Source organism: Actinomyces sp. 2119 (genome assembly GCF_003591215.1).
GTDB lineage: Bacteria > Actinomycetota > Actinomycetes > Actinomycetales > Actinomycetaceae > Actinomyces > Actinomyces lilanjuaniae.
Window position 1 is genome coordinate 304,005 of record NZ_QYRR01000002.1, and the last position, 24,549, is coordinate 328,553.

At 69.0% G+C, this 24,549-nt stretch carries 24 protein-coding genes and 1 tRNA gene; 18 read left to right on the top strand and 7 right to left on the bottom strand.

Translation table 11 applies throughout. The annotated features are described in order from the left end of the window. Both D4740_RS03160 and D4740_RS03165 read left to right on the top strand, forming a co-directional pair. Positions 1 to 750, top strand: coding sequence for a methionine ABC transporter permease (locus tag D4740_RS03160; protein ID WP_119835476.1), 750 nt, complete (start codon positions 1 to 3; stop codon positions 748 to 750). 224 nt (positions 751 to 974) lie between these two features. Then, on the top strand, positions 975 to 1,874 hold the full coding sequence (locus D4740_RS03165) for a MetQ/NlpA family ABC transporter substrate-binding protein (protein WP_119835477.1): 900 nt from the start codon (positions 975 to 977) through the stop codon (positions 1,872 to 1,874). Between the two features lie 106 nt (positions 1,875 to 1,980). On the opposite strand, the gene D4740_RS03170 is transcribed toward D4740_RS03165, so the two are convergent. Then, the gene (locus tag D4740_RS03170) at positions 1,981 to 3,684 is read right to left on the bottom strand and encodes a hypothetical protein (protein WP_147392834.1); all 1,704 of its coding nucleotides are present in this window, start codon (positions 3,682 to 3,684) and stop codon (positions 1,981 to 1,983) included. Positions 3,685 to 3,755: 71 nt separating this feature from the next. Next, on the bottom strand, positions 3,756 to 4,394 hold the full coding sequence (upp, locus tag D4740_RS03175) for a uracil phosphoribosyltransferase (RefSeq protein ID WP_119835616.1): 639 nt from the start codon (positions 4,392 to 4,394) through the stop codon (positions 3,756 to 3,758). A gap of 467 nt (positions 4,395 to 4,861) precedes the next feature. Between upp and D4740_RS03180 the strand changes: the two genes are divergently transcribed. Further along, a complete protein-coding gene (locus D4740_RS03180) occupies positions 4,862 to 5,728 on the top strand; it encodes an aldo/keto reductase (RefSeq protein WP_119835479.1) in 867 nt (288 codons plus the stop codon). A 146-nt stretch (positions 5,729 to 5,874) separates the two neighbouring features. Here D4740_RS03180 and betT read toward each other — a convergent pair whose 3' ends face one another. Beyond that, positions 5,875 to 8,028 carry a choline BCCT transporter BetT gene (gene betT, locus D4740_RS03185; protein ID WP_119835480.1) on the bottom strand — a complete coding sequence of 718 codons (2,154 nt, stop codon included), beginning with the start codon at positions 8,026 to 8,028 and terminating at the stop codon, positions 5,875 to 5,877. Between the two features lie 349 nt (positions 8,029 to 8,377). Between betT and tadA the strand changes: the two genes are divergently transcribed. From tadA to D4740_RS03210, 6 genes are all read left to right on the top strand, one after another. After that, the gene (gene tadA / locus D4740_RS03190) at positions 8,378 to 8,872 is read left to right on the top strand and encodes a tRNA adenosine(34) deaminase TadA (protein WP_259390644.1); all 495 of its coding nucleotides are present in this window, start codon (positions 8,378 to 8,380) and stop codon (positions 8,870 to 8,872) included. Between the two features lie 157 nt (positions 8,873 to 9,029). Further along, on the top strand, positions 9,030 to 9,602 hold the full coding sequence (locus D4740_RS03195) for a DapH/DapD/GlmU-related protein (protein ID WP_119835482.1): 573 nt from the start codon (positions 9,030 to 9,032) through the stop codon (positions 9,600 to 9,602). 185 nt (positions 9,603 to 9,787) lie between these two features. Beyond that, a tRNA-Ser gene (locus D4740_RS12820) sits at positions 9,788 to 9,873 on the top strand. 335 nt (positions 9,874 to 10,208) lie between these two features. Beyond that, entirely contained in the window at positions 10,209 to 11,033 is an 825-nt protein-coding gene (locus D4740_RS03200; RefSeq protein ID WP_119835483.1) for a purine-nucleoside phosphorylase, read from the top strand. A gap of 77 nt (positions 11,034 to 11,110) precedes the next feature. After that, a complete protein-coding gene (locus D4740_RS03205; protein ID WP_119835484.1) occupies positions 11,111 to 11,845 on the top strand; it encodes a glutamine amidotransferase in 735 nt (244 codons plus the stop codon). A gap of 188 nt (positions 11,846 to 12,033) precedes the next feature. After that, on the top strand, positions 12,034 to 12,723 hold the full coding sequence (locus D4740_RS03210) for an NAD(P)H-binding protein (RefSeq protein ID WP_119835485.1): 690 nt from the start codon (positions 12,034 to 12,036) through the stop codon (positions 12,721 to 12,723). Between the two features lie 81 nt (positions 12,724 to 12,804). Here the strand turns inward: D4740_RS03210 and D4740_RS03215 are convergent, their stop codons facing one another. Next, positions 12,805 to 13,542, bottom strand: coding sequence for a glutamine amidotransferase-related protein (locus D4740_RS03215; protein ID WP_119835486.1), 738 nt, complete (start codon positions 13,540 to 13,542; stop codon positions 12,805 to 12,807). 79 nt (positions 13,543 to 13,621) lie between these two features. Next, positions 13,622 to 14,026, bottom strand: coding sequence for a hypothetical protein (locus tag D4740_RS03220; protein ID WP_243106805.1), 405 nt, complete (start codon positions 14,024 to 14,026; stop codon positions 13,622 to 13,624). 239 nt (positions 14,027 to 14,265) lie between these two features. Between D4740_RS03220 and D4740_RS03225 the strand changes: the two genes are divergently transcribed. Beyond that, positions 14,266 to 15,672: a uracil-xanthine permease family protein gene (locus D4740_RS03225; protein WP_119835487.1), complete on the top strand. Its 1,407-nt coding sequence runs from the start codon at positions 14,266 to 14,268 to the stop codon at positions 15,670 to 15,672. A gap of 122 nt (positions 15,673 to 15,794) precedes the next feature. Here the strand turns inward: D4740_RS03225 and D4740_RS03230 are convergent, their stop codons facing one another. Together D4740_RS03230 and D4740_RS03235 are read right to left on the bottom strand one after the other, a co-directional pair. Beyond that, positions 15,795 to 16,409 (bottom strand): LytR C-terminal domain-containing protein, encoded by a 615-nt coding sequence (locus D4740_RS03230; RefSeq protein ID WP_310732063.1) that lies wholly within the window; start codon positions 16,407 to 16,409, stop codon positions 15,795 to 15,797. Between the two features lie 52 nt (positions 16,410 to 16,461). Next, the gene (locus D4740_RS03235; protein ID WP_119835489.1) at positions 16,462 to 16,803 is read right to left on the bottom strand and encodes a type II toxin-antitoxin system VapB family antitoxin; all 342 of its coding nucleotides are present in this window, start codon (positions 16,801 to 16,803) and stop codon (positions 16,462 to 16,464) included. Between the two features lie 262 nt (positions 16,804 to 17,065). Between D4740_RS03235 and D4740_RS03240 the strand changes: the two genes are divergently transcribed. The 8 genes from D4740_RS03240 (at position 17,066) to D4740_RS13420 (ending at position 24,548) form a co-directional block, all read left to right on the top strand. Then, positions 17,066 to 17,542: a DUF192 domain-containing protein gene (locus D4740_RS03240; protein WP_119835490.1), complete on the top strand. Its 477-nt coding sequence runs from the start codon at positions 17,066 to 17,068 to the stop codon at positions 17,540 to 17,542. Positions 17,543 to 17,553: 11 nt separating this feature from the next. Continuing rightward, a complete protein-coding gene (locus tag D4740_RS03245) occupies positions 17,554 to 18,432 on the top strand; it encodes a prepilin peptidase (RefSeq protein ID WP_259390630.1) in 879 nt (292 codons plus the stop codon). A gap of 293 nt (positions 18,433 to 18,725) precedes the next feature. Beyond that, on the top strand, positions 18,726 to 19,562 hold the full coding sequence (locus D4740_RS03250) for a hypothetical protein (RefSeq protein ID WP_119835491.1): 837 nt from the start codon (positions 18,726 to 18,728) through the stop codon (positions 19,560 to 19,562). After that, a complete protein-coding gene (gene cpaB / locus D4740_RS03255) occupies positions 19,559 to 20,281 on the top strand; it encodes a Flp pilus assembly protein CpaB (protein ID WP_119835492.1) in 723 nt (240 codons plus the stop codon). Before D4740_RS03250 ends, cpaB begins: the two co-directional genes overlap by 4 nt. Then, on the top strand, positions 20,281 to 21,819 hold the full coding sequence (locus D4740_RS03260; RefSeq protein WP_119835493.1) for an AAA family ATPase: 1,539 nt from the start codon (positions 20,281 to 20,283) through the stop codon (positions 21,817 to 21,819). Before cpaB ends, D4740_RS03260 begins: the two co-directional genes overlap by 1 nt. Beyond that, a complete protein-coding gene (locus tag D4740_RS03265) occupies positions 21,816 to 22,319 on the top strand; it encodes a pilus assembly protein (RefSeq protein ID WP_259390631.1) in 504 nt (167 codons plus the stop codon). Before D4740_RS03260 ends, D4740_RS03265 begins: the two co-directional genes overlap by 4 nt. 1 nt (position 22,320) lies before the next feature. After that, entirely contained in the window at positions 22,321 to 23,625 is a 1,305-nt protein-coding gene (locus D4740_RS03270; protein WP_119835494.1) for a CpaF family protein, read from the top strand. Beyond that, the gene (locus D4740_RS13420) at positions 23,622 to 24,548 is read left to right on the top strand and encodes a type II secretion system F family protein (RefSeq protein WP_119835495.1); all 927 of its coding nucleotides are present in this window, start codon (positions 23,622 to 23,624) and stop codon (positions 24,546 to 24,548) included. Before D4740_RS03270 ends, D4740_RS13420 begins: the two co-directional genes overlap by 4 nt. Position 24,549 lies beyond the last annotated feature (1 nt).

The window sequence follows — 24,549 nt, forward strand, 5'->3', positions numbered from 1 at the left end:
ATGAGTGTCTCTGCTGCCGCGCACGGCTCCACGCAGGCGGCTCTGGGTGCGGCCCCTGTGCTTCTGGCAGCCAGCAGTGAGGACCAGACGTGGCAGAACAACCCGGTGTTCGAGCGCAGGCTCCTGAGCGCCGTCACCGAGACGATGCAGATGACCTTTGTCTCGGGCTTCCTGACAGTCGTCCTGGGGCTGCTCCTGGGACTGGCGCTGGTGACCACGGGCACGCGTGGCCAGCACCGCAATCGTCCTCTCTACGAGGTCCTCTCCTTCGTGGTCAACGTCGGGCGCTCCATGCCCTTCATCATCCTCATGGTCGCGATCGCCTCCTTGACGCGGCTGATTGTGGGCACCTCCCTGGGCTGGCAGGCCGTCTGCGTCCCGCTGACCATCGGGGCGATTCCCTTCTACGCGCGACTAGTGGAGACGGCGGTCAACAACGTGGACCACGGCAAGGTCGAGGCGGCTCTTATGATGGGGGCCTCCGGGACCCAGATCACCTGGGGGGTGCTAGTCCGGGAGGCGCTGCCCACTCTCATCCAGTCGGCCACGGTGACCCTGATCGCCCTCCTGGGCTACACCGCCATGGCGGGCACCATCGGGGGCGGGGGCCTGGGGGACCTCGCCATCCAGTACGGCTACAACCGCAGCATGTCTGATGTCATGGTCGTCTCCGTCGTCCTGATCCTGCTGATCGTCGCTGTCATCCAGCTGGCTGGCGACATGCTCAGCCGGCTGGTGGACCACCGCTGAGGCAACCACCAGCCGGAGGAACGGCGAGCCGCCTCGGTCCTGGCAGCTGCTGGGGGATGACTGGTCTTATCCACGGCAGCGGCTGCCCGGCACCCCCGGTACGACGCCTGGCCTCGGCGGCAGTCGGCCTGTGCTGGCGACTGCCTACCTGACCCCCTGCAGCTGCCGTGGCCAGCGCCCTGCTGGCCTGGGACCCACGGCTCGTATCTGAAAGGACCTCTCACATGTCTTCCGTTTCTCCTGTCTCTGCCCGGCGTCGCGTGGCGACGGCACCGGGCAGGTCGGTCGGCCTGACCCGTCGCGCCTTCTCCACCGGCCTCGTCGTGGCTGTCGGGGCGACCCTGGCCGCTTGCAGCAGCAGCTCGGGGCCGATCCCCGGTACTGAGCAGCAGGGCGACGACGTCGTCATCTCGATCGGTGCCACGCCCGTCCCCCACGTGCAGATCCTGCAGTACGTCCAGGACAACCTGGTCGAGGGCAGCGGTATCAGCCTGGACATCGTGGAGATCAACGACTACCAGACGCCGAACACCTCCCTGAACGATGGTGACCTGGCTGCCAACTTCTACCAGACCCCCAACTTCTTGGAGCAGCAGATCGACGAGAAGGGCTACGACTTCGTCAGTATTGCCGACGTCCACATCGAGCCCCTGGGCCTGTACTCCTCCAAGTACACCTCGGTGGACGACCTGCCTGAGGGGGGTCTTATCCTGATCAACAGTGACCCTGCCAACGCGGCCCGCGGGCTGCAGCTGCTGGCTGACAACGGTCTCATCGAGCTGGACGAGTCCGTCGAGATGCCCAGCGCCAACGACGTCACCTCTAACCCGAGCGGCTTCGAGTTCGAGACCGTCGACGGGGCGCAGACGGCCGCCTCCATGCCTGACGCCGCCGCCGCGGTGATCAACGGCAACTACGCCATCGACGCGGGCCTGGCCCCCAACGAGGACTCGCTGCTCCTGGAGACGGCTGAGGGTAGCCCCCACGTCAACCAGCTCGTCGTGCGCGCCGGGGACCGGGAGGAGGCGAGCCTCCAGAAGCTCGCTGAGCTCCTCAACCACGACGACGTGCGCGCCTTTATTGAGGAGAACTGGAGCGACGGCTCGGTGCTGCCTGCCTTCTGAGGAGCTTCGGGGTGCTGAGGAGCCCCGGGGTGCCCTGTGCTGCGTGCGAGCCGGGGCTGCCGTGGTCTCCTGCCCGGCACCTGGGCGCCAATCACGGTTGGTCAGCCTAGGTGCCGGGGGCGTAGGCGGTCAGCGTGCCGTCCCCAGGCGAGGCGGCGATGACAAGCTCGGGGGAGGAAGCCGTGTAGGTGGTGCCGTCCTGCGGGTCTGTTCCTGGGAACTCGACCTCCGCGCCAGTGCGCAGGTCCATGATGGAGGTGAAGGCGTTCGTTGGGTTGTAGGAGTTCGGGACCAGGGCGATGGCGGTGCGCTGGCTGAGCAGTATCCCCGTAGCGGGGCAGGAGGTGGTGTCCGTGGAGCGGTGCGGTACCGGGAACGAGTTCTCACCCTCCACGACGACCTCATAGACGCAGTAGCTGCTGTCGGTGCGTACCAGCACGCCGCTGGCGGAGGGACCAGGGTCGCGCAGGTCTGAGGTGATCTGGTCCAAAGTCCTCAGAGCGGTCCAGGAGCCGACGGTGTGCAGGGACTTCTCCCGCGGCACCGTGATCTCATCGAGCTTCGACCCCTCGACTGTGTAGGTGGTGACAGTCTGAGCGCTCCTGCCGGCCCGGCTGGAGACGAGTGCCCACCCGTCCTGGGCCGCGAGGGTGTAGGCATAGTCGCTGCGCGGGCCCGTCAGCGGGAGCGGATCCCCGGTCGCCATGTTGATGACGGCCCCCGCGATGATGACGAACTCGTCGTCGCCGTGCCGGAAGACCGGGAGGTAGACGCTGCTGGTGTAGTCGGCTGAGGCTCCGTCGCTGTAGGCGTCCGTGCCCATGTCCGGCAGGGAGAGGGACCACAGCCGCTCGCGGTCCTCACCCCAGGCTGTACACCTGTCGCTCTCGGTACAGGTGATGGCGGTCGTGCCTGCGATACCGGCCGCCTGGTCGTCGTTCCACGGGGCGCTGCTCGTGGACCCGGTCTCCAGGTCGATGAGGACCGAGCCGTAGACGGCGGTGCTCTGTCCCCACAGGGTCAGTGGTGTCGGGGTGTCCAGGGGATCGACAGGGCTGTCCTCACCGGGCCTGGGAAGTTCGGAGGTCCAGATGTCCTCCAGTGCTGTGGGCGTCACCCTGTACCCGTGAGCGGTGACCGTGTCACTGGTGCTGTCCTGCCCGGACAGTGCCAGGAGGTAGTTCCCGAGGACGACGACCTCGGCGTCACGATCGACCGCCTCCCGCCACAGTGTGTGGGCGCCGGCGACCCAGGAGTCGGACAGCATCACCACGCCTGTCGTGCTGACGGTGGTACTGGACCAGTCCCGTTGCCACCAGTACCAGCCAGCCCCGCCGACACCGCCCAGTGCCAGGAGGACCGCCAGGACGACGGCGAGTGACCGGGCCAGCCTCCGCCTGCGGGGCGGTCTGGGCGTCAGGGTGGTGAGGGGAGGCGAGGGTGGAGCAGCAGACGGGGCGGCGGATGGTCCGGGTGTGAGCGGTGCGTCTGTGCGAGACGCGGCAGCCCAGGGGTGCGGCGCTGCCTCTGCCTTCTGCGACTGTCTCCTGAGGGCCTCCTGAACCCTCGGGTCAGCGGACTGGGCTACGTGCTTCAGCAGCGGCGACGGCGTGGCAGGGTTCGCTGCCAGGACGGGGTGCAGGTCAGGGCGTGCAGCCGCGATCCGCTCCAGGTCGCCGGGTGGGGCGAACCGGCTGGCTGCTGTCGCGGCGTCACGGTCCACGGCGTCACGGTCGACGGCGTCACGGTCCACGGTGGTGTGGTCCGTTGCCGATGCCCACCCGCCTGCTGCGCTCTGCGACTCACTCACGAGGGAAGCATAGTGAGTGCTGCGCCCTGCAGACGGCGCGCGACCAGCACTCGGGCTGCCTTGGGCCCGGGCTAGTCCACGATCCCGTAGAGCCGGTCCCCGGCGTCGCCCAGGCCCGGCACGATGTAGGCGTGCTCGTTGAGGCTGTCATCTACTGCAGCGGTCACCACAGTGACGTTGGCGCGCTGGCCGACCGCCGCCTCCAGGGCGGCTACGCCCTCGGGGGCAGCGATGAGGCAGATGGCGGTGACGTCGCGGGCGCCGCGTTCCAGCAGGTAGTCGATGGCTGCGACCAGGGTGTGCCCGGTGGCCAGCATCGGGTCGATGACGAAGCACTGGCGCCCCGATAGGTCCTCGGGGAGGCGGTTGGCGTAGGTCTCTACCTCAAGGGTGTCGTCGTCGCGCTTCATGCCGAGGAACCCGACCTCAGCCGTGGGTAGCAGCCGGGTCATGCCCTCCAGCATGCCCAGCCCGGCCCGCAGGATCGGCACCACGATAGGGCGAGGGTCGGCCAGACGGCGGCAGTGGGCCACGGCCACGGGAGTGGTGATGTCCACCTGCTCGGTACGCACCTCCCGTGTGGCCTCGTAGGCCAGGAGGGTCACGAGCTCGTCTACCAGCAGGCGGAAGACCGCCGAGGGTGTCCTGGCGTCACGCAGGACGGAGAGCTTGTGGTTGATGAGCGGGTGGTCGGCAACGAGCAGGCGCATGGGACCAGGGTACGGTCCCTGCCTGCGTCTGGCCTGGTAGGCGTCCCCGCGAGGATGCTGCGGGGGACGCTGAAGGGGATGCCACAGGACGGCAGGGATGCTGCACATCGTCGACGCGTCCTCCGGCCGAGTGTGTCTTGCGTAGCGTGTAGGACCTTGCGGATCAGGCGTGGGGACACGGAGGGGAAGCCCGATCGTTGTGGCTCGCCGATCGGTGTGACCTAATTTGCACATAGCCAGGCCTGTTGCGCAAGGCAGCGCGCCGGGAGATACGCGGCTGGCGCAGTCTGGGCTGGGCTGTGCGCCGCGTTCTCGCGGCGCCATTACCATGGCAATGCGGTGAGGCGTCACGTGCAGGCGCTTCGACAGCGTGAGAAAGCAGCAGGGGTGTCTGCGGTGATGCGCGCGGCTCCGCCGAGTCCACCGCAGCCCGTCGAAGAGCTGCCAGAGGACCACGAAGGAGTGTCATGACTACCCAGACCATTCCGGACATCATTCTTAACAACGGGGTGACCATCCCGCAGATCGGCTACGGCGTCTTCCTGACCCCGCCGGAGGAGACCGAGCAGGCGGTGCGCGAGGCCCTGGAGGTCGGCTACCGCCACATCGACACCGCCCAGGCCTACCGTAACGAGGCGGGTGTGGGGGCCGCCGTGGCGGCCTCCGGCCTGCCGCGCGAGGAGGTCTTCCTGACCACCAAGGTGTGGATCTCCAACGCCGGGGAGGCCAAGGCGGCTCGTTCCATCGACGGCTCCCTGCGCCGCCTGGGCACCGACTACATCGACCTGCTCCTGGTGCACCAGCCCTTCGGCGACTACTACGGCACCTACCGCGCCATGGAGAGGGCGCTGGAGTCGGGCAAGGTGCGCGCCATCGGCGTGTCCAACTTCTACCCTGACCGCTTTGTGGACCTGGCAGGCAACGTCGACGTGGCCCCTGCGGTCAACCAGATGGAGACCCATGTGTTCAACCAGCAGGTGGACAGCCGCCCCTGGTACGCCAAGTACGGTACTGCTCTGGAGTCCTGGGGGCCGCTGGCTCAGGGGAGGAACAACATCTTCACCCACCCGGTGCTTACGAGGGTAGGGCAGAGGCACGGCAAGACCGCGGCCCAGGTGGCCCTGCGCTACCTGCTGCAGCGCGACGTCATCATTATCCCTAAGTCGGTCCAGCGCGAGCGCATGGCCGCGAACCTCGACATTCTGGACTTCTCGCTAGACGAGGCTGACCTGGAGGCCGTGGCTGCCCTGGACGAGGGCCACAGCCTGACTGTCGACCACCGCGACCCTGAGCTCATCGGGTACCTGGCCACCTATCAGGTCGAGGAGGACTGAGCCCGTCGTCGTGCACCTTCTAGTGACAGGCTCGGGCGGGACCGCTGGCTTCTGCGGTCCCGCCCGACCCTGTTGTGCCTGTTCTGTGTACAGGCGTGCAGCGCGGGTGGCGTACGCCTGTACACGGCCGAGCGCTGTGCGGCGCCCTACTGGGCGGAACCGCCCGAGGCCCGGGCCGCCGTCTCGGTGAAGCCGAGGTACTCCAGCCAGCGCTCGTAGTGGTCCAGGACGTCGTGGGCTACCTGGTCGGCGGACCAGTCCATGAGGTCGTAGCCCTGGCCGCCGCCGCTGGGACGCACCTCCAGGCGCACGGTCAGGTCGTCTGCCTCGTGGACCACAGGACCGTAGGCGGGCACGGGGGCCTGGACCATGCGGACCACGTAGCGGAAGGAGTCCAGCCCGCTGGAACGTTCGTAGTCGGTGTCGAGGGAGTCCTCGCCCTCTGCGGACTCCCCGGCCTCGGTCGCGCTGACGACAAGGGTGGCGCGTCCCAGGAAGTTACGCTCGTCGTCGGGGTCCTGAGCCTCCTCACCCTCAACGACCACCTCAGCGTGCAGGTTCTCCTTGCGCAGCTCGGTGGCCACGGCCTCCAGGGCGGGGACGATGCGGTTGTCCAGGGCACGCTTGGCGCGGCTGGGGGAGACCGTGTTGAAGGTGTGGGAGAGCCGGTCCTGCCAGGAGATGCGCGTGAGCCCCGCTGCGGTCCCGGTCAGGCCCAGGCTGCGGTTACGGTAGGCCTGCGAGCGGGTCACGCTGTGGCTCGCCTCGGTGCTCAGCGCCTTCCACAGGCAGAACATGATGACGATGATGACGGCAGAGAAGGGCAGGGCCATGACGATGGTGGCCTGCTGGAGGATCGGGATGCCGCCGGCCACGAGCATGGCGATCGTGAGGACACCGACCAGGCTGGCCCAGAAGATCCGGAGCCAGGCAGGGGCGTCCTCTCTCTCGGAGCGCACGTGGCTGGACAGGCTGGACATCACCAGGGCGCCGGAGTCCGCGCTGGTGACGTAGAAGAGGATCCCGATGAACAGTGCCAGCGCGACGAGGAAGGTGCCCCCGGGGAGGTGAGTGAGCAGGGTGTAGAGCCCCTGCTCGGGCTCGTTGACGGTCAGCTCGGCGAAGTCCAGGTTGCCGGAGCGGATGAGGTCCAGCGCACTGTTGCCGAAGATCGAGCTCCACATGAGCACGTAGCTGAAGGGCAGGACCAGGGCGCCGATGACGAACTCGCGGATCGTGCGCCCGCGGGAGATGCGGGCTAGGAACATGCCGACGAAGGCGGCCCAGGCGATCCACCAGGCCCAGAAGAAGAGTGTCCAGCTGTTGAGCCACTCGGTGGGCCGGTCGTAGGCGTAGGTCTCCAGGGTCAGGGAGGGGAACTGGGTGATGAAGTCGCCGACGTTGCCCACGATCGCGTCAATGAGGAAGGCGGTGTCGCCGGTGACCAGGACCCACATGGCCAGGCCCACCGCGAGCAGGACGTTGATGTTGGACAGGACGCGCACGCCACGGTCCACCCCGGACACGGCGGAGATGGTGGCCATGAGCACGGACAGGACGATGAGCCCGATCTGTGTGGGGGTGCCCTGAGGCAGGCCGAACAGGATGGTCAGGGCGACGTTGAGCTGGACGACGCCGACTCCCAGTGAGGCGGCGATGCCCACGGCCCCGCCGATGAGCGTGGCGGCGTCAGCGACGTGCCCCAGCACGCCGTCGGCGCGGTCGCCGAGCAGGGGGCGCAGGGTGGAGCGCACGGCCAGGGGCTGGTGGCGACGGTAGGCGAAGTAGGCCAGGGCCATGCCGACGATGGAGTACAGGCCCCAGCCGGTGATGCCGTAGTGCAGGAGAGTCAGGACGATGGCGTTACGGGCGGCCTCGACAGTCTGGCCCTCTCCTGTGGGGGGCGCCATGTACTGGGCAACCGGCTCGGCCACGGCGTAGAACATGATGGCGGTTCCCACGCCTGCGGCGAAGAGCATGGCGGCCCAGGAGAAGGTGGAGAAGTCGGGGGTGGAGTTGCTGGGTCCCAGCCGGATCTTGCCGAACTTCGACAGCGCCAGGACGATGGAGAAGAGGAGGGTGACGGTGACCAGGAGGATGTAGAAGGAGCCGAACCAGCGACCCGTCCAGGAGACTGCGCTACCGAAGGCGTCTGACACCGCCTGGGGGAAGAAGATGGCGCTCAGGGCGATGGCAGCGATGACGATGGCGGAGGAGACGAAGACCGGCGCGTTGAGGACCTGTCGCGGCGAGTGCTCAGTCTGCTGCTCCGTGGCTTCCTTGGCGGCAGCCCCGGTCATAGGACGTGCTGGTGGCTGAGACACCGATGTGCTCCGTTCGTAGTCACTGTGGCTCGTGCCTGTCGTGGTGACCCAGGCAGATTCGTGCAAACCGGGGCGACCCTGGCAGGTTCATGGAGATATGGCAACCGCAGCCCCTGCTGCGCTGCTGAAATCTGGTGGTACGACCTCTGGTATCTGGGGGAATGAGCGGGGTTGTTGTGAGATCTGTCTCTTCTGTCGCGAGGAGGTCTCTGCCCGGTTCTCGGGGCTGTTGGGGCGTGGTGCGTGCGGGACTGCGAGGCTGGTCTGCCATCCTGGGGCAGTGGGACAGGGGCCGAGGCTGGACGCGACGTGGGCGACGTCGGCGATACCGGGCTCCGCAGGCTCTTCTGGGGCATTACCTCCTGCCTCTTCTGCCGACTCTGCAGCCATGGCGCGAGCGCTGGAGCTCGCGGCGGCGGCGGGAGAGCAGGGCGAGGTGCCGGTGGGCGCGGTGGTCCTGGGAGCCGACGGTCGAGTCCTGGCTGAGGCTGCCAACGCCTGTGAGGCCGAGCGCGACCCCACGGCGCACGCGGAGGTCCGGGCGCTGCGCGCCGCTGGAGCCGTCCTCGCGGACGCCCGGCTTCAGGGGTGCACGCTGGTGGTCACGCTTGAGCCGTGCACCATGTGTGCCGGCGCTCTTGTGCTGGCCCGGGTGGCGCGGCTCGTCCTGGGAGCCTGGGAGCCCAGGACCGGTGCCTGCGGCTCGGTGCGTGACGTGGTGCGCGATGCGCGCGCCAACCACCAGGTCGAGGTGCGTGCCGGGGTGCGGGCGCAGGAGTCGGCTGCCCTGCTGGAGGACTTCTTCTCCCGGCGACGGTAGGCGGCGGGAGGGCTGCCACGAGCGGCGTCGATGCTTTGGCCGAGGGCTCGTGGCCACGGTCCCCACTGTGACACACTAGGCCTGCAGGGGCCGGGCTGCGCCTGCCTTGTGGCGCTGCAAGGGGCACTGCAGGCAATGAAATGACCTGGGGGTAGCGATGGATCTTCGTACCTTTCTTGACTATGTCGCCTCTGGCCAGCCGATCCGTGGCGGAAGCCAGGAGGCGGCCTTCCAGAGCCAGCGTGCCGTGGAGGTCCAGCGTCTGACGGCCGAGCTCAACACCGGCTACCACGATCCAGGGGAAATCCGGGCGCTCATGGAGCGCATCACCACTCGCGCCGTCCCGGAGTCCTTCCGTCTCTTCCCGCCCTTCACCACAGACTTCGGAGCCAACATTCACCTGGGGGAGCAGGTCTTCATCAACTCCGGGTGCCGGTTCCAGGATCAGGGCGGCATCTGGGTCGGGGACCGCTGCTTTATCGGGCACGACGTGGTCCTGGCGACGCTGGACCACTCCCTTGCGGTCGCCGACCGGGCTACGACCCACCCGGCTCCGATCCGACTGGGTGACGACGTCTGGGTGGGAGCCAAGGTCGTTGTCACCAGCGGCGTCACGGTGGGGGACGGGGCGGTCCTGGCCGCAGGGGCAGTCGTGACCAGGGACGTGCCCGCGCGGACCGTCGTCGGCGGCGTCCCGGCCCGGGTCATCAGGCAGGTGCCTGAGGCCTGATGGGGCCGGTAAGGCCAGCCGGTAAGGCCAGTGGATCGCTGCGACACGGTCTTCCGCTGCTCGTGCGGCTGGAGCCTGCGCCCGTCGACCGGCCGCCCGGCGCCCGGTCAGCTATGTGGTGACCTACCTCGCAGCAGCCGCCCGTTGGAGGGAGCTGGAGGCCCCGTGTACCCTCGGTGCCACAAGGTAGCGTGTCCGAGCGGCCGAAGGTGCAGATCTCGAAAGTCTGTGTGGTTTACAGCCACCCTGGGTTCGAATCCCAGCGCTACCGCCGCAGTGCCCGGGTGGCCCCTCACGATGACGGGGCGACCCGGGCTTACGTGTGCGCAGCGGTGCCGTGGTTCCTGTGCTGCTGGCGGCCTGACCTGCCGGTGTGCGTAACGGCTCAGCCTGGTCTGCTCAAGCGCTTTACGTGACGAATCTCGCCTTGACTGGACGGCGGTCCGGCGTGGCGAGAGAACTTCAGAATACCCAGACTCTCTTGAGGTTCTCTCCAGCAGACCATAATCATCCTAGGTGCTTCTCACAGGCGTGCGCAGGTAAACGGTGTCTTATAGCGCTACCCTCATTCGGGTACGTCAACCACACACGACAGAGGGAGGACCAATGGCCCTGTCGCCAGCTGTGCCTGAGACCTGGGACGAGGACCCCGCCGGAGTCTCCATCCTCCTGGCTACGGGTCGGCCGCGTCACGACCTTCTGGTCGTGTGTGAACCGCAGCTTCTGGCCGAGCTGGACGCGGCCTGGGGCGCTCCTCAGGCGCGGGTGCGTCTGTCCTTTCTGCCGGGGGTCCTGGAGCCCAGGAGTGCCGACCAGGAGGACGCCCTGCTCTCCTACGACCGCGGTGGCCTCGGCGTCCTTGTCGCCCGGGGCCGTACCTGCCTGTACGAGGGGCACCCCGCTCGCAGTACCACGGCGCTGGCCAGGATCGTGGCGGGCTCCGGTGCTCGAGCCGCTCTCCTGGTCACCCGCGCCTCCTCCGTGGGCGGGGCGGCTCCTGGTGATCTCCTGGCCGTCGGTGACCACGTCAGCCTCTCGGGCACGCCGCTGTTTCCCTCCGAGCGCCTGATCCAGGCCACCTGGGACGAGGACCTGACCACACGCGTGTCGCGTCTGCCCGGAGTGCGAGGCACCGGTGTCGTAGCCCTGGGGGCGGGTCCGCTCCGCCCCACTCCCGCTGAGGCCAGGATCCTGGCTGGCATGGGAGTCGACGCCGTCGTCACGGACACGGTCGCGGAGGGGATGGCCCTGGCTGGCGGTGGGGTGGCCACCGCGGCGCTGGTTCTCGTCGACGAGGCCGTTGGTCCTGTCAGTCAGCCTAGCGGCCGTCGCGCTGCCCCGGCTGGCTCGACAGCGCAGCAGCCGGCGTCGGTCGTGGTCCACGAGGCCGTTGAGGCTGTCCTGGCCCGGCTGGCCCGTCGCGAGGCGTAGCCCGGCGTGGAGCAGGCCACGTGCCCGGCGTGCACGATCATGCGGCTGCGCCGCCTGCTGCTCGCTAGAGTCGTGGTGTGAAGCCCTTCCTGTTCCTGGCGACCCGTGACGCTGACGGGCCTGCGGATGCTGAGTACGAGTCGTTCCTGCTGCGTACCGGTCTGGAGGAGTCCACCCTGGTACGCCACCGCCTCGAGGCTCGTCCTATGCCGGAGATCAGCCTTGAGGACTGGTCCGGCATCATCGTGGGCGGGTCCCCCTTCAACACGACGACACCTGCGGAGAGGAAGTCGGCCACCCAGCTGCGTGTGGAGGCCGAGTTCGACGCGCTCCTCGACCGTCTGGTGCAGGCCGACTTCCCGTTCCTGGGAGCCTGCTACGGTGTGGGCACCCTGGCAACTCACCAGGGGGCGGTGGTTGACGGGACCTACCGGGAGGAGGTCTCCGCCCCGGAGGTCACGCTCACGCCTGAGGGGCTTGACGACCCGGTCTGCGTCGACATCCCCGCGACCTTCCGCGCCTTCGTGGCCCACAAGGACGCTGTCACGGTGCCACCCCGCAACGCCGTGGTGCTGGCGACCTCAGGTTCCTGTCCCTACCAGATGCTGCGGGTCGGTCGCAATCTCTACGCCACCCAGTTCCACCCCGAGCTTGATGGTCCCGCCCTGTCCTACCGCCTGGGCTTCTACGCCGGGCACGGGTACTTTGAGACGCAGGACCTGCCGCGTATCCAGGCCTGGACCAGTGAGCCGGACGTCAGTGACTCCTGGAAGGTGCTGGCCAACTTCGTGGCGGTGCACGCTCGCGACTGACCTCGTTCGCGGGCGCGTTCGCGGGCGGCGAGTGAGGCTGGCCGGGGACCCGGTGGCAGGTGGAGGATGGCAGCCACGTCCGGGGCCGCTCCAGGCAGGACCCAGGCCAGCCCTGGTCGTCGCGCAGAAGGTGCTCGCCTGGGGCAGCAGCAACGGCACCGCCTGGTGCCAGTCGAAAGGACCTGTTCATGTCTCGTATCGTCATCGTCGGCGGCCACGGCAAGGTCGCTCTTCTCACCGCTCCGCTGCTCGTTGAGGCAGGCCACGAGGTCCTCTCCCTGATCCGTAACCCGGACCATGCTGAGGAGGTGTCCGCCACCGGCGCCCTACCGGTGGTGCTCTCCGTGGAGGAGGCGAGTACCGAACAGCTCACGCAGGCCTTTGCCGGGGCACGGGCGGTCGTGTGGTCAGCCGGAGCGGGCGGCAAGGGCGGACCGGCCCGCACTGACGCCGTTGACCGCGCAGCGGCGCTGCGCTCCATGGACGCTGCTGCGGCAGCGGGCGCCACCCGCTACGTCATGGTCTCCTTCATCACTGCCTACGGCGAGGTCCCGGAGGACCACCCGTTGCGGGCCTACGCCGTTGCCAAGATCGCCGCTGACCGCCATCTCCAGTCCACCGACCTGGAGTGGACGATCCTCGGGCCCGGCGGGCTGACGGCCCAGGAGCCGTCGGGGCGCATCACCGTGGAGCGGGTCGGCGGAGATGACCAGTCCGGTGCGTCGGCACTGACCTCGCGAGGCAACGTGGCACGCGTTATCGCGGCTGTCCTGGACGAGCCGCGCAGCGTCGGTCGGGTCATCCCCTTCCACGACGGTGACACGCCGATCGCCCAAGCGGTGGCTGACGTGCCCCTGGCCTACGCAGACCTGTCCTGAGCCTGTCCTGCCCCGGAGCCTGCGGCCCGCTCCCGAACCGATCCCCTCGGCCCCCCTCGGCGCAGGGGGACGCAGCAGGCTCTAGTCCCGCCTGAAGTGGGTCACGAAGTTGCGGATGATCCGTCCGGCCTCGTGCGGGGCCTCGGAGCGGGCCTTGGACAGAATGTCCTCACTCAGGTCGGGGTCGCCATAGCCGGCGTCGGCGTAGATGCTCACGCGCTGCTCAAAGCGGGCCGCGTCCAGCTCGGGGTTGAACTGGGTTCCGTAGACAGCCTTGCCCACCCGGATCATCTGCACGGGGCAGTCCGGGGAGCTGGCCAGCAGGGTCGCGTTGTGCGGGATCTGCCCCACCCCCTCGTGGTGGCCGACAAACACGCTGAACACCTGGGGCATTCCGTGAAGCAGCGGGTCCTCGCGGCCCTGCGCGGTGAGGAAGATGTCTGCGGCGCCCAGCTCCTCGCCGAACTCCTCCTCGGCCTGTGTCCCCAGGTAGGCGGCCAGCACCTGCAGGCCGAAGCCGGTAGCCAGCAGGGCCACGCCCTCCTTGAGGGCTACCGCTAGCAGCTCGCGCACCTGGTCCTCTACCCTGAGCTGGCTGCGGGTCTTGGCGGTCGCGGGAGTCGAGGGGTTGTAGGGGCTGCCACCGATGAAGACCCCGGAGACGTCACGGGCGGTGAAGGCGTCCAGGAAGTCGATCTCCTCCAGCTGGACGTGCTGCAGGTCCTGGCGGGCCAGCCCGCTCTGCGCCAGGAATGACTCGTACTCGTGCTGTGCCGCTTCCAGCTCGGGACGCGTAGACACCATGATGAAAGGCTTCACGCCACTACCCTAAGGGGAACCGTTGTCTCAGGGGAACCGGTGGTCGTCGTGCCGCGGGAAGGCGCGGCACGGGAGAGGCTCAGGAGATCGGGAGCAGCAGCAGCGCACCGAGCCACAGCCAGGCGACGGTGGCGGCGGCACCGACGACGACTGCCAGCCGGGCCAGGGAGGCCCCGGTGGCAAACCGGGTCCGCACGCGTCGGGCGCCCCACAGGCCCAGACCCAGCGCGAGGATCCCCACGCCCGGCACGAGGGACAGGAGAGTGCAGCCCAGGGCGAGGGCTGCTACCGGGTCGGTACGGGGCTGCGGGGCCTGGTAGCCGGGGCCGGCAAAGACCTCTGAGGGCTGGAGCATCTCGGTCCCGGGGAAGGCGGCGAAGGGTCCTGGCCACAGGTCAGATACCAGATCCGCCGCCGAGGCTGCTGAGGCTGCCGATCCGGCTCCGGGGGCCTGCTGCGGTGGTAGGGGTGGGGGCGGGCTCATGACCTCATCATGCCTGATGCCTGCACGGGCGTGAGCGCCTCGTAGCCACGGGCGACCTGCCCCAGGAGTGACAGACCTGCGACCGATCCCACCCTTGCCTAGGTCGACCAGCTCGTGGGCGCACGCCTATGCTGAAGGCCCGGCAGGCTCTGCCGGGTCCTGCTGCGCAGGCGCGGACGACGTCGGCCGCCGACGCTCACCTGCCCCACGCATCTGTCCACACTGCAGGCAGGAGAAGAATGTCCCCGCTGCCCTCCTCACTCCCCTTCTCCCGCGGCTGGCGCCTTCACGGTGACGGTCGCTCCGTCACGCCGGGCGAGGTCGTGGCCCCTGACGAGAGGCTGACCTGGCCACGCACGATTGGTATCGGCGTTCAGCACGTCGTGGCCATGTTTGGCGCCACCTTCCTGGTGCCACTGCTGACAGGCTTCGACCCGGCCACCACCTTGTTCTTCACCGGGGTGGGGACGCTGCTGTTCCTGGGGATCACCTCGGGACGCCTACCTAGCTACCTGGGGTCGTCCTTCGCCCTGATCGCCCCGATCGGTGCGGTCACCGGCTACGTAGCCGACGGAGGCGCCCCCCTTGACGCCCACCGGGCCTCTTTGGCTCAGGGGGGTGTTATCGCAGCGGGAGCCTCCCTGCTGGTCGTCGGCGTCGTGGTCCACCTGGCGGGTGCCTCCTGGATTGACCGGCTCATGCCACCGATCGTCACCGGTGCGGTGGTCTCCCTCATCGGCTTCAATCTGGCTCCGTCAGCGTGGGACAACGTGCAGGCCGCTCCGGTGACCGCCGTGGTCACCATCGTGTCCGTCCTGCTAGTGACCGTCCTGTTCAAGGGGATCATCAGCCGCCTGGCGATCCTGATCGGCGTGCTGGCGGGCTACCTGACAGCCTGCCTACGCGGTGAGGTGGACTTCTCCGCGGTCTCCTCCGCGTCCTGGGCGGGGCTGCCGGGCTTCCACCCTCCCGCCTTCGACGTCTCCCTCCTGGGGCTGTTCGTCCCTGTGGTGCTGGTCCTGGTCGCGGAGAACATCGGGCACGTGAAGTCGGTGTCCGCCATGACGGGGGAGGACCTCGACGACGTCACCGGGCGTGCCCTGGCTGCTGACGGGCTGTCCACAGTCCTGGCCGGAGCGGGAGGCGGGTCGGGCACCACGACCTACGCGGAGAACATCGGTGTCATGGCGGCCACTCGCGTCTACTCGACAGCGGCCTACGTGGTGGCAGCTGTCACGGCGCTGGTCCTGTCCATGCTGCCTAAGTTCGGTGCGGTGATTGCGACGATCCCTGCGGGTGTCCTGGGCGGGGCGGCCACGGTGCTGTACGGCATGATCGGGATGCTGGGGGTCCGTATCTGGGTACAGAACCGGGTGGACTTCTCTGACCCCGTCAACCTCAACACTGCTGCGGTGTCCATGGTGGTGGCCATTGCCAACTACACCCTGGTGTGGAACGGGACGAGCTTTGAGGGGATCGCCCTGGGCTCGGCCGCCGCAATTGTCATCTACCACGTTATGCGGTGGATCTCGAGGGTGCGCGGGACCAACCTGGAGCAGGTCTCCCCGGCCTCGGCCCCTGCGGGCAGCGAGCTGGAGGGCCCGCCCTACTCTCAGCGGGTAGCCACCCGAGCCGCCCAGGACTGAGCGGTGGGACCTGAGGGGAAGCGGGGCCGGGGCAGGCCAGCCAGTCGGCTGAGTCAGCCTGAGCCGGTCAGTCCCGGTCGGTGCCGGTCAGTGCCAGGCACTGTCGGCTTGTCGTCAGTGGGCTAGTCGTCGGTGGCCGCAGCGGTCGCATCGCCGGGGGCGACGCAGCCTGACGGCGGGACGATTGTCTGGCCGGAGCCGACCAGGGCGATCTCGTCAGCGGTGAGTACCGTGTGAGCGTACTCCGCGCCGAGGACCACAGAGACCGTCTCGTCGGAGGGGTCCAGGCTGGTGTCGATCTGCACGGTGGAGTCGGGGAAGATCTGGGCCAGGGAGTACCCGTTGACCAGCCCGGCCTGGGAGACCATGATCTGGACGTTCCCGCGGTAGTCCTCAGGCCAGTCGTCAGCGGTGCCCACCGTCAGGCCGGCGTCGGTGAGCGCGGTCTCCACAGTGCCGGCCAGGCCGATAGTCTCCGAGCCGTTGTAGACGTTGATGGTCAGCCCCGTGAGGTCCACGGTGGTGGAGTCGGCCGGGGGGCAGGGGGGCGGGGTGTAGGCCTCGGTGGCCTCGTCGCGGGAGAAGGCCGGGCCGCTCAGGGGAATCAGACCGGTCCACACCAGCAGGCCGATCACGACCAGGCCGGCCATGATAGCCAGAACCGTGCCGATGACGGTTGTCTGCCGACGCTGCATGTGTTGCCGGTACTCGGCACGTGGGTCCGTGGGGCTGCTCACGCCCCCAGGGTAGTAGACGACAGCGGTGGGCGCCGTCGTCCGTCAGCAGTTCTCAGTAGTCTGTCGGCGGGGCCGGGGCGAGACGGGGCACGCCGTTGGCGTCGACCTCCAGTATCCTGGCGTGGATGGCGGTGCGCCCCTGGAGGGCGGCCCGCAGGGCGCGGTGCAGCCCCGTCTCCAGGTAGAGCTCGCCGTGGTAGGCGACGACGTGGGCGAACAGGTCTCCGTAGAACGTCGAGTCGTCGTCAAGGAGGGTGCGCAGGTCAAGGGTCGCGCGCGTGGTAGTGAGATCGGCCAGCCGAACCTGGCGTGGCGCAATGACAGCCCACTCGCGCTGGGTCGTGACCCCGTGCTCCGGGTACGGGGCCGCCTCGCGCACTGCCTTGAAGATCACGAGGTCATCCTAGTGGTCGTGGGTGCGTCCGGCTGGCAGAGCCGCCGTGAGCCGTGGTGGGCACTCAGATGAGTGGGATGGTCCCGCAGGTGCGGCGGCGAGTCGCCTGCGCGGCGGGAGGCGCGTCCTACTGAGGATCGGTTCGGCGCGGTTGGAGCACGGCCTTCCACCTGGCGGTACCTCGTCGTGCCCTGCTGACGCCCCGTCGTGTGGGGGCGGACGCCCCTTATGAGGGGGCCGGGCGGCTCTGTATTCTCCGCGCGTGCCTAGGACAACACCGACCTGGTCAGCCGTAGCGACAAGCCCGCTCCCCCGACTTGCCGTCGACGGGAAGGTGACGGACCTGCCGGTGTGGACGGCGCGCAGCAGGAGCGAGCGCCGCACCGGTCTGTTGGGGACTGACGGAATCGACGGTGCCGTGTGGATCACGCGATGCAGCTGGGTCCACTGCTGGGGCATGCGCTATCCCATTGATGTCGTCTATATCGCCCGCTCCGGCGAGGTGCTCGCGGTCGCCCCGCTGGCGCCCGGCCGTGTGGGGCTGCCTCGTCCGCGTGCTGCGGCAGTGGTGGAGATGGCGCAAGGGCAGGCCGCTCGTGCGGGGGTGGCCCCCGGCGCGGTGCTGTCGAGCGTGGTTCTCGCGGACCCGGCCGGTGCGGTGGACCCGGCTGGCCTGACCGGTCCGTGTGGGGCTGCTGACGCCGCTAGGTGCGGCAACGTCGCGGTCCAGGGCCACTGAGGGACGCTGTCGTGCCCTCACCGTCATCCCTGTCTCCCTCCCCGGTGCTCTTCCCTGCGCCGCTCTTCTCTGGGGCTTTCTCTGGGACCTTCAGCTCGTTGTCCGCACTCGCCCCCTGGTTGCTCGGTGCTGTCCTCGTCTGCTCGGTGGTGGTGGTAGCGGGGCCGGTGTCGGCGTGGGCGCGCCGCTACGTCCGCGAGCCGGTCCCCGATGAAGATACCGGCGACGGTAGTGACGGCAATGACGACAGTGACGGCAGTGACGGCAGTGATGGTGGTGATGATGCGGGTGATGGTGATACCGGCAATGCTGTCGCCACCCCGGGCCAGCGGCTGGTGTGGCCGGGGCTCCTGGGGGCCGGGCCGCAGGCCGTGCTCGCGCTGCTGTCCTGCGGGCTGTGCGCCGGATGGGGTCTGCGGGTGGGGGCGACGGGCGCGGCGCTGGTGGCTGTGCCGGTCTATGCCCTGCTGACGTGTGCCGCCAGCGTCGATGTCGTGGCCCGTCTGCTGCCCAACCGGCTGCTGGGCTCGGCGACGGTCTGGCTGGGACTGAGCGCAGTGGTGGCCGTGATGGTCGGACCGGGGGGCCCGGGCGCGGCCCTGCGGGCGGTGCTGTGCGGCCTGGGGGCTGGAGGTGCCAGCCTGCTGCTCGCGCTGCTCCCCTCAGGCCTGGGGATGGGCGACGTCAAGCTGTGCGCGGTTATCGGGCTGTGGCTGGGGTGGTACGGCGGCCTGGTGGTCCTGGTGGCCCTGTGGGTCGGTGTCCTCCTCGGCGGGCTGGCCGCCGTGCTCCTGCTGGTCTCCCGTCGGGCCGGGCGCAAGGACCCCATGGCCTACGGCCCTTACCTGGTGGCGGGCGCCCTGCTGACCTGGCCCCTGGTGGTGACCTGACAATGTGGTGGGAGGGCGAAGAGGGATTCTTAGTGTGATGTTTAGAACACACAGTCATTGGGAAGAGGGTTGTATGTTTCTGATACCGTCGTTATCCAAACGTTGTTCCTTACGGTGTTCCTTACGGTGTTCCTTGAGGCTCGCCGAGAACTCACCAGGAGATCATCTCGGTGGCGCCTCCTAAGCGCCTGATTACCAGTTGCCTCCCAAAGATCCCATTGGCTGTGGCTCACTGAAACGGCCACGGTGCTGCGCGCACGGCGTGCGGCAACGACACAGAAAGTCCCCACACGATGCTTGTGCTCCCTGGCTCCCGCTCCCCGGGTGGTGACACCGGTGACCGGGCCGCGTCCCAGGTCCTTGAGGTCCTCGCGGGCCAGGACCACGGTCCCACGCTCCTCCTGTGCCGCACCGGCGAGGAGGAGCAGGAGGCCCGTACGGTTCGCGCCGTCCTTAACCACGGCTCGCTGGGCGTGCTGGCACTTGACGAGCCGGAGACGCGGTTCCGGGCGCTCGCCTACTGCCTGCTCCGGCTCAGTCCGTGGGCGCTAGGCCAGGCCCCTGTCGTCGTCAGCGCTCTTGCGCCCGCACTACGCACCCGGGTCGCGCTGACGTCCGTCAGCGGGCTGACCAGCCCGGCACCCAGCCTCAGCCAGCACGTGCAGGGCCTGCTGCCAGGAACACGTTTTGCCCTGGACCTGGGCCGGGGGGTGGTCACCAAGGTCAACGACCTCACCTGGGAGCTGCCCAGGGGGACGCGCCTGGCGCTCTGGGCTGCCCAGGACGACTCGGGCCGGGTCATTGGCAACCTTGACCGGCTTGGGATCCACCGCGAACCGGTCCTGCCCCGATCCCGGCGCTGGCCGGCGCGGGCCTGGGCGGAGCTGACGGTGCTTGACGCGGATCCGGAGCCTCTGGTCAACCAGGCGCTGGCGCGCTTTGCCCGGACAGCCTGTCCGCGCTGCGGGCAGCTGGCCACCTCCGAGGGCTGCCTGCTGTGCGGGACCTGGCCCTACGAGACCGTGCCCTATGCCGCTCCGGTGCCACCACCTACCGTCCCGCCGCCGCAACCTGCCGCCCCCGCGCCACCGCCACCTGCCGCTGCCCACTCACCAAAGGAGGCACGATGAATCCACGCCAACGACGCGGCGTCCTGCTTATCCTCGCTACGGTCCTGGGCGCCCTGGTCACTTTCGTGGTGGTGCTCAACTACGTCCAGTCCGTGTCCTCCCAGGTCGGTCCCGTGACCACCGTCCTGGAGCTGTCTGGCGACGTCAACGAGCTGCAGGAGGTCACGGCTGAGGACGTCACGGCAGTCGAGGTACCCCAGCGCTGGGTCCCTGACGACGCGGTCCACGACCTGAGTGAGCTCCAGGGGAAGGTGGCCGCTTCCTCCTACAGCCAGGGGGCGGTCCTCCAGGCCAGCATGCTCCAGGACCCCCCACAGCTGACGGAGGGGTACCGGGAGGTGACGATCATGGTGGACGCGGAGACCGGCGTGGCCGGCAAGATCACCTCCGGTGCCCGGGTAGACGTCGTGACCACCCTGGAGGACCCCACCACCGAGCAGCGCACGGCCGAGGTCATCATCCAGAACGCCCTGGTCACTGACGTAGGGGTGGCCACCACCGTGGAGGACGAGTCCGACTCCGGCGACTTCACCGAGTCGGAGGCTGTGCCGGTCACCTTCGCCCTGACCCCGGACGACTCGCTCAAGCTGGCCTACGGGGAGAGCTTCTCCACCAAGCTGAGGCTCCTGCTGCGCCGCGAGGGCGACGACAGCCTGGTCGTCAACCCAGAGTACACCGCGATGGGCGCCCCGGCTGAGGACGAGGAGGGCGAGCAGTGATGCAGTACCTGCTGACCAGTGAGGAGGCTGTGCGTCGACAGGTGGCTGCGGCGGTGGCAGAGGCCGAGGGGCTGGGTGAGGTCACAGCGGTGGAGTCCCTGGCACGTCTGCGCGAGCACCTGGATACGGACGAGGGCTCCTGCGTCCTTGTCGACGAGGCCCTCGCCGACGTCTCCGCGCTCGCGGTCGTGCAGGAGGTGGCCCGCTCCTACCCCCTGGTCCCGGTCATCCTGCTGGCTCGCAGCCGCAGCACCGAGCTCCTGAGCGCTGCCATGGACGCGGGTGCCCGCAGCGTGCTCACCCTCCCCCTCTCCCTGGAGGAGCTCTACAGCCGCCTTCAGCCGGTGCTCGCCTGGTCCCAGGCGGTACGTGAGGTCGGAGCGCAGGAGGAGGCCGGCGCTCGGCGGCAGGGCACCGTCACCGCCGTGGTCGGGGCCAAGGGCGGGGTGGGCACCTCGACGATCGCGGTGGTAGCGGCCGCCCAGCTGGCCCAGCACGTCCGCACCTGCCTGGTGGACCTGGACGTGCGAGGCGGAGACCTGGCCGCGATGACGGGCCTGTCCGTACGGCGCTCGGTCATCGACCTGGTAGACATCGCGGCGGAGGCCAGCGCCCGTGAGGTCTCCGAGGTCATGTACCCGCTGCCGGGCGGGCTCTCCCTGCTACCTGCCCCGGAGCACGGCGAGGCAGGGGAGGCTATGACCGAGGCGGCCACCCGCCAGATTATCAGCATGCTGCGCTACCAGTTCGACCACGTGGTCCTGGACTGCGGCAGCCGCATGGACGACGTCCTGGCCATGGCGCTGGACTGCGCGGACCGGGTGCTTGTGGTGGCCACCCCCGACGCCCCGGCCCTGCGCTCAGTGCGGCGCCTGACGCAGGCGTTCACCCGACTTGACATTGCCCATGGACGAATCGTGGAGATGGTGATGAATCGCAGTGGCCGGCAGCGCGAGATCCAGCCCAGGATGGCGGCACGGATGACCGAGGTTCCGTTGGCGGCCTCTGTCCCGGACCTGACCTCGCAGATGGACGTGGCGGTGAACTCCTCCACATTGCTCACCGCCACGGTGCCTGCCCTGGCCAAGGCGGTCCAGCCCGTGACCAGCTTGCTCCTGAGCGGGGCCGCGGCCGCCTCAGCGCCTCCCCCGGAGGCCGCGGGGGCGCCGGGCTCGCGGCTGCGCCGTCGCGGTGCCAAGAGCCGTCGCTGGCAGCGGGGACAGGTGATTGTCGAGTTCCCGGTGGTGTTTGCCCTGGCTACGGCCGCGCTGCTGCTGTGCGTCCAGCTGCTCGGCTACGGAGTGTCCTACATGATGGCCAACCACGCGGCACAGGAGGCGGCCCACGCCTACGGGACCGGCATGAGCACGGCGGAGGTCCAGCGTGAGGTGAGGGACCGGCTGCCTGCTCCTTACCGCTCGGGGCTCAGGATCGAGCGCAGCGCCTCCAGTGAGGTGACGGCCACCGTCCCGGTGCCCTCCGTCCTGGACCTGAGCACCTCTGCCAGGGCCGGGATCGTGTGGGAGGCCCAGCCATGACCGCGACCATGCCCGTGACCATGCCCGTGACCATGCCCGCGACTGGGCCGGTGACAGGCCCCGTGACCGAGACGGAGGCTGAGAAGATGAGTGAGAGGGTGACTGAGACGACCACTACGACCAGGAGCACGGTTCGTCCTGGACGCCTGCTAAGGAGGCTGCGCCGTGACGAGAGCGGTGTCCTTGACATCGAGCTGATCGCCTTTGTCCCCATCGTGGTGCTGGTGCTGCTCATGCTGCTCCAGGGGTTCCTGGCCGTCGCCACCGTGACCTCTGTCAGCGCGGCGGCCCGCGACGGTGCCCGGGCCGCGATGCTGGGGCGTTCTGCGACCGTGGCCGCAGAGCGCTCGCTTCCTAGCTGGGTCACTCTGGAGTCGGTGAGGGACGGCTGCGGCTCCGCCCACTGCGTGGAGGTGACGGCCAGGGTCCCCATCGGCTTGCCGATGCTGACCACCGAGCACGTCACGGTGAGCCGTACCGCCTACTTCCCGGAGGACTGAGATGGCGCTGCGGGACCGCGCGGTGTCGGCTGGTGGTGCCAGGCGGCAGGTGGGCGGCCGAGAGGAGCTGGTAGCGACCTACCGCGCCCGCCTCCTGGAGGAGATCGACCTGGATGAGGTAGCCGGGCTGGAGGTGGCGCAGCAGCGTGCCCGCCTGGAGCGGGTGCTCTCCCGGGTCCTCTCCCTGGAGGGGCCGGTCATGTCCTCCCGGGACAGGGCGTGGCTCATCAAGCGCGTTATTGACGACGCCGTGGGGCTGGGGGTGCTGGAGCCGCTGGTGGCTGACCACAGCATCACCGAGATCATGGTCAACGGCGTGGAGGACGTCTTTGTGGAGCGTCTGGGCCGCATCGAGCGGGTTCCCACCCGCTTCACCTCAGAGGCGGAGCTCTACCAGCTTATCGACCGGATCGTCTCCTCGGTCAACCGCCGCGTGGACGAGTCCAGCCCCATGGTGGACGCCCGCCTGCCCGGGGGTGAGAGGGTCAACGTCATCATCCCCCCGCTGGCGCTGGACGGGCCGACGATCACGATCCGCCGATTCCCCCAGCCCTTCCGCCTGGCGGACCTGGTGGCGCGCAAGAGCCTGCCCCAGGAGGCGGCCGACCTGCTCGGGGTCCTGGTGGCAGCACGGCTCAACATCCTGGTCTCCGGCGGGACCGGATCGGGCAAGACCACGTTCCTCAACGCCCTGTCCGGCATGATCTCGGAGAGGGAGCGCATCATCACCATCGAGGACGCGGCCGAGCTGTCCCTCCAGCAGCCCCACGTCGTGCGCCTGGAGTCGCGCCCGCCCAACATTGAGGGTCAGGGCCAGGTGGCTATCCGTGACCTGGTGCGCAACTCCCTGCGTATGCGCCCCGACCGGATCATCGTCGGCGAGGTCCGTGGCGGTGAGACCCTGGACATGCTCCAGGCGATGAACACCGGCCACGAGGGCTCCCTTACCACGGTGCACGCCAACTCGGCTCAGGACGCGCTCAGCCGCCTGGAGACGCTGGCCTCCATGTCGGAGGTGGCCCTGCCGGTAGAGACGGTGCGGGACCAGATCAACGGGGCCATCGACGTCATCGTCCAGCTGGAGCGTGACGCCTCGGGCGCCCGCCGGGTCAGCACCATCGAGGCGGTGACCTCACGTCACCGGGAGGCCTACGCCACCTCCCCGCTCATGCGCTACGTCCACGGCAGGGGCCGGGAGGAGGGGCGCTTCGAGCTCCTGAGGCTGCCAGAGGCCGTGGCGCACCGGGTGCAGCGCCACGGGTACTCCCTGCCTACGGGCCTGACAGTAGGGGAGGTGGCCTCATGACCGAGCCGGGACCTGTCCTGCTCAGCGTGACGGTGACCCTTTGCCTGGCTGCCGCCGCGGTGATCACCCTGGGAGCCAGCGCGGGCCGCAGTCAGGAGGTGGCTCGCAGCCTGGGGGCAGGGGGCGAGTCCCAGGGGCGGGGCCCGGTGTCGGTGCTCCTCTCCCTGCTGCGCCGCCTGCCGCTGAGTCCTGCGCTGCGCCGCCGTATCAGCGCCGCCGGGCTGGGGTGGGACGAGGCCCTGGTCGAGGTGGCGCTGGTCGCGGGGATTGCGGTGACCTATGTCGGTACCCGCCCGCTCATGGGGCGGATCGCCGGGGGAGTCCTTGCCGCGGCCGTGCCGCTGGTCTTCTTCCGCTGGCTGCAGCGCCGTGCGGCCCGGCGAGCGGAGCAGTTCATCGCCCAGCTCCCGGAGGTCTCCCGGGTGCTGTCCAACGGGACGTCTGCCGGGATGTCTGTGGAGCGCTCGCTGGGCCTGGCCGCTCGGGAGGTACCGGTGCCCGCCAGTACCGAGCTGGGGCGGGTGGTCTCTGAGATCGCCCTGGGCCGCACCCTTGACGACGCCCTGGGCAACCTGGCCCGGCGCATGCCTTCCCGTGAGCTCAACGTCCTGGTGCGCACCGTGGTCATCCAGTCCAAGTCCGGTGGCGCCCTGGTCTCCGCCCTGCAGGACATCGCCCTGGCCCTGGAGGAGCGCAAGCAGCTGCACCGGGAGGTGCGCACTGCCATCCTCGGCTCCGCCATCGGCGGCTACATCGTCCCGGTGCTGGGGGTGGGCAGCGTGGTGCTGCTCAACCTCATGGAGCCCGGAATCCTGGATGACATGGCCTCCACCCTCATTGGCCGCGTCATCCTGGGAGGCGCACTGGTCTTCTTCGGTCTGGGGGCGCTGCTCATGAGGCTGGTCTCCCGGGTGGAGGTGTGAG

What these genes read in the sequence shown, in the direction of transcription:
- D4740_RS03160 (WP_119835476.1), top strand. Translation starts at nt 1, where the DNA reads ATGAGTGTCTCTGCTGCCGCGCACGGCTCCACGCAGGCGGCTCTGGGT.
- D4740_RS03165 (WP_119835477.1), top strand. Translation starts at nt 975, where the DNA reads ATGTCTTCCGTTTCTCCTGTCTCTGCCCGGCGTCGCGTGGCGACGGCA.
- upp (WP_119835616.1), bottom strand. Translation starts at nt 4,394, where the DNA reads ATGCGCCTGCTCGTTGCCGACCACCCGCTCATCAACCACAAGCTCTCC.
- D4740_RS03180 (WP_119835479.1), top strand. Translation starts at nt 4,862, where the DNA reads ATGACTACCCAGACCATTCCGGACATCATTCTTAACAACGGGGTGACC.
- betT (WP_119835480.1), bottom strand. Translation starts at nt 8,028, where the DNA reads ATGACCGGGGCTGCCGCCAAGGAAGCCACGGAGCAGCAGACTGAGCAC.
- D4740_RS03195 (WP_119835482.1), top strand. Translation starts at nt 9,030, where the DNA reads ATGGATCTTCGTACCTTTCTTGACTATGTCGCCTCTGGCCAGCCGATC.
- D4740_RS03200 (WP_119835483.1), top strand. Translation starts at nt 10,209, where the DNA reads ATGGCCCTGTCGCCAGCTGTGCCTGAGACCTGGGACGAGGACCCCGCC.
- D4740_RS03210 (WP_119835485.1), top strand. Translation starts at nt 12,034, where the DNA reads ATGTCTCGTATCGTCATCGTCGGCGGCCACGGCAAGGTCGCTCTTCTC.
- D4740_RS03220 (WP_243106805.1), bottom strand. Translation starts at nt 14,026, where the DNA reads ATGAGCCCGCCCCCACCCCTACCACCGCAGCAGGCCCCCGGAGCCGGA.
- D4740_RS03225 (WP_119835487.1), top strand. Translation starts at nt 14,266, where the DNA reads ATGTCCCCGCTGCCCTCCTCACTCCCCTTCTCCCGCGGCTGGCGCCTT.
- D4740_RS03250 (WP_119835491.1), top strand. Translation starts at nt 18,726, where the DNA reads ATGCTTGTGCTCCCTGGCTCCCGCTCCCCGGGTGGTGACACCGGTGAC.
- cpaB (WP_119835492.1), top strand. Translation starts at nt 19,559, where the DNA reads ATGAATCCACGCCAACGACGCGGCGTCCTGCTTATCCTCGCTACGGTC.
- D4740_RS03260 (WP_119835493.1), top strand. Translation starts at nt 20,281, where the DNA reads ATGCAGTACCTGCTGACCAGTGAGGAGGCTGTGCGTCGACAGGTGGCT.
- D4740_RS03265 (WP_259390631.1), top strand. Translation starts at nt 21,816, where the DNA reads ATGACCGCGACCATGCCCGTGACCATGCCCGTGACCATGCCCGCGACT.
- D4740_RS03270 (WP_119835494.1), top strand. Translation starts at nt 22,321, where the DNA reads ATGGCGCTGCGGGACCGCGCGGTGTCGGCTGGTGGTGCCAGGCGGCAG.
- D4740_RS13420 (WP_119835495.1), top strand. Translation starts at nt 23,622, where the DNA reads ATGACCGAGCCGGGACCTGTCCTGCTCAGCGTGACGGTGACCCTTTGC.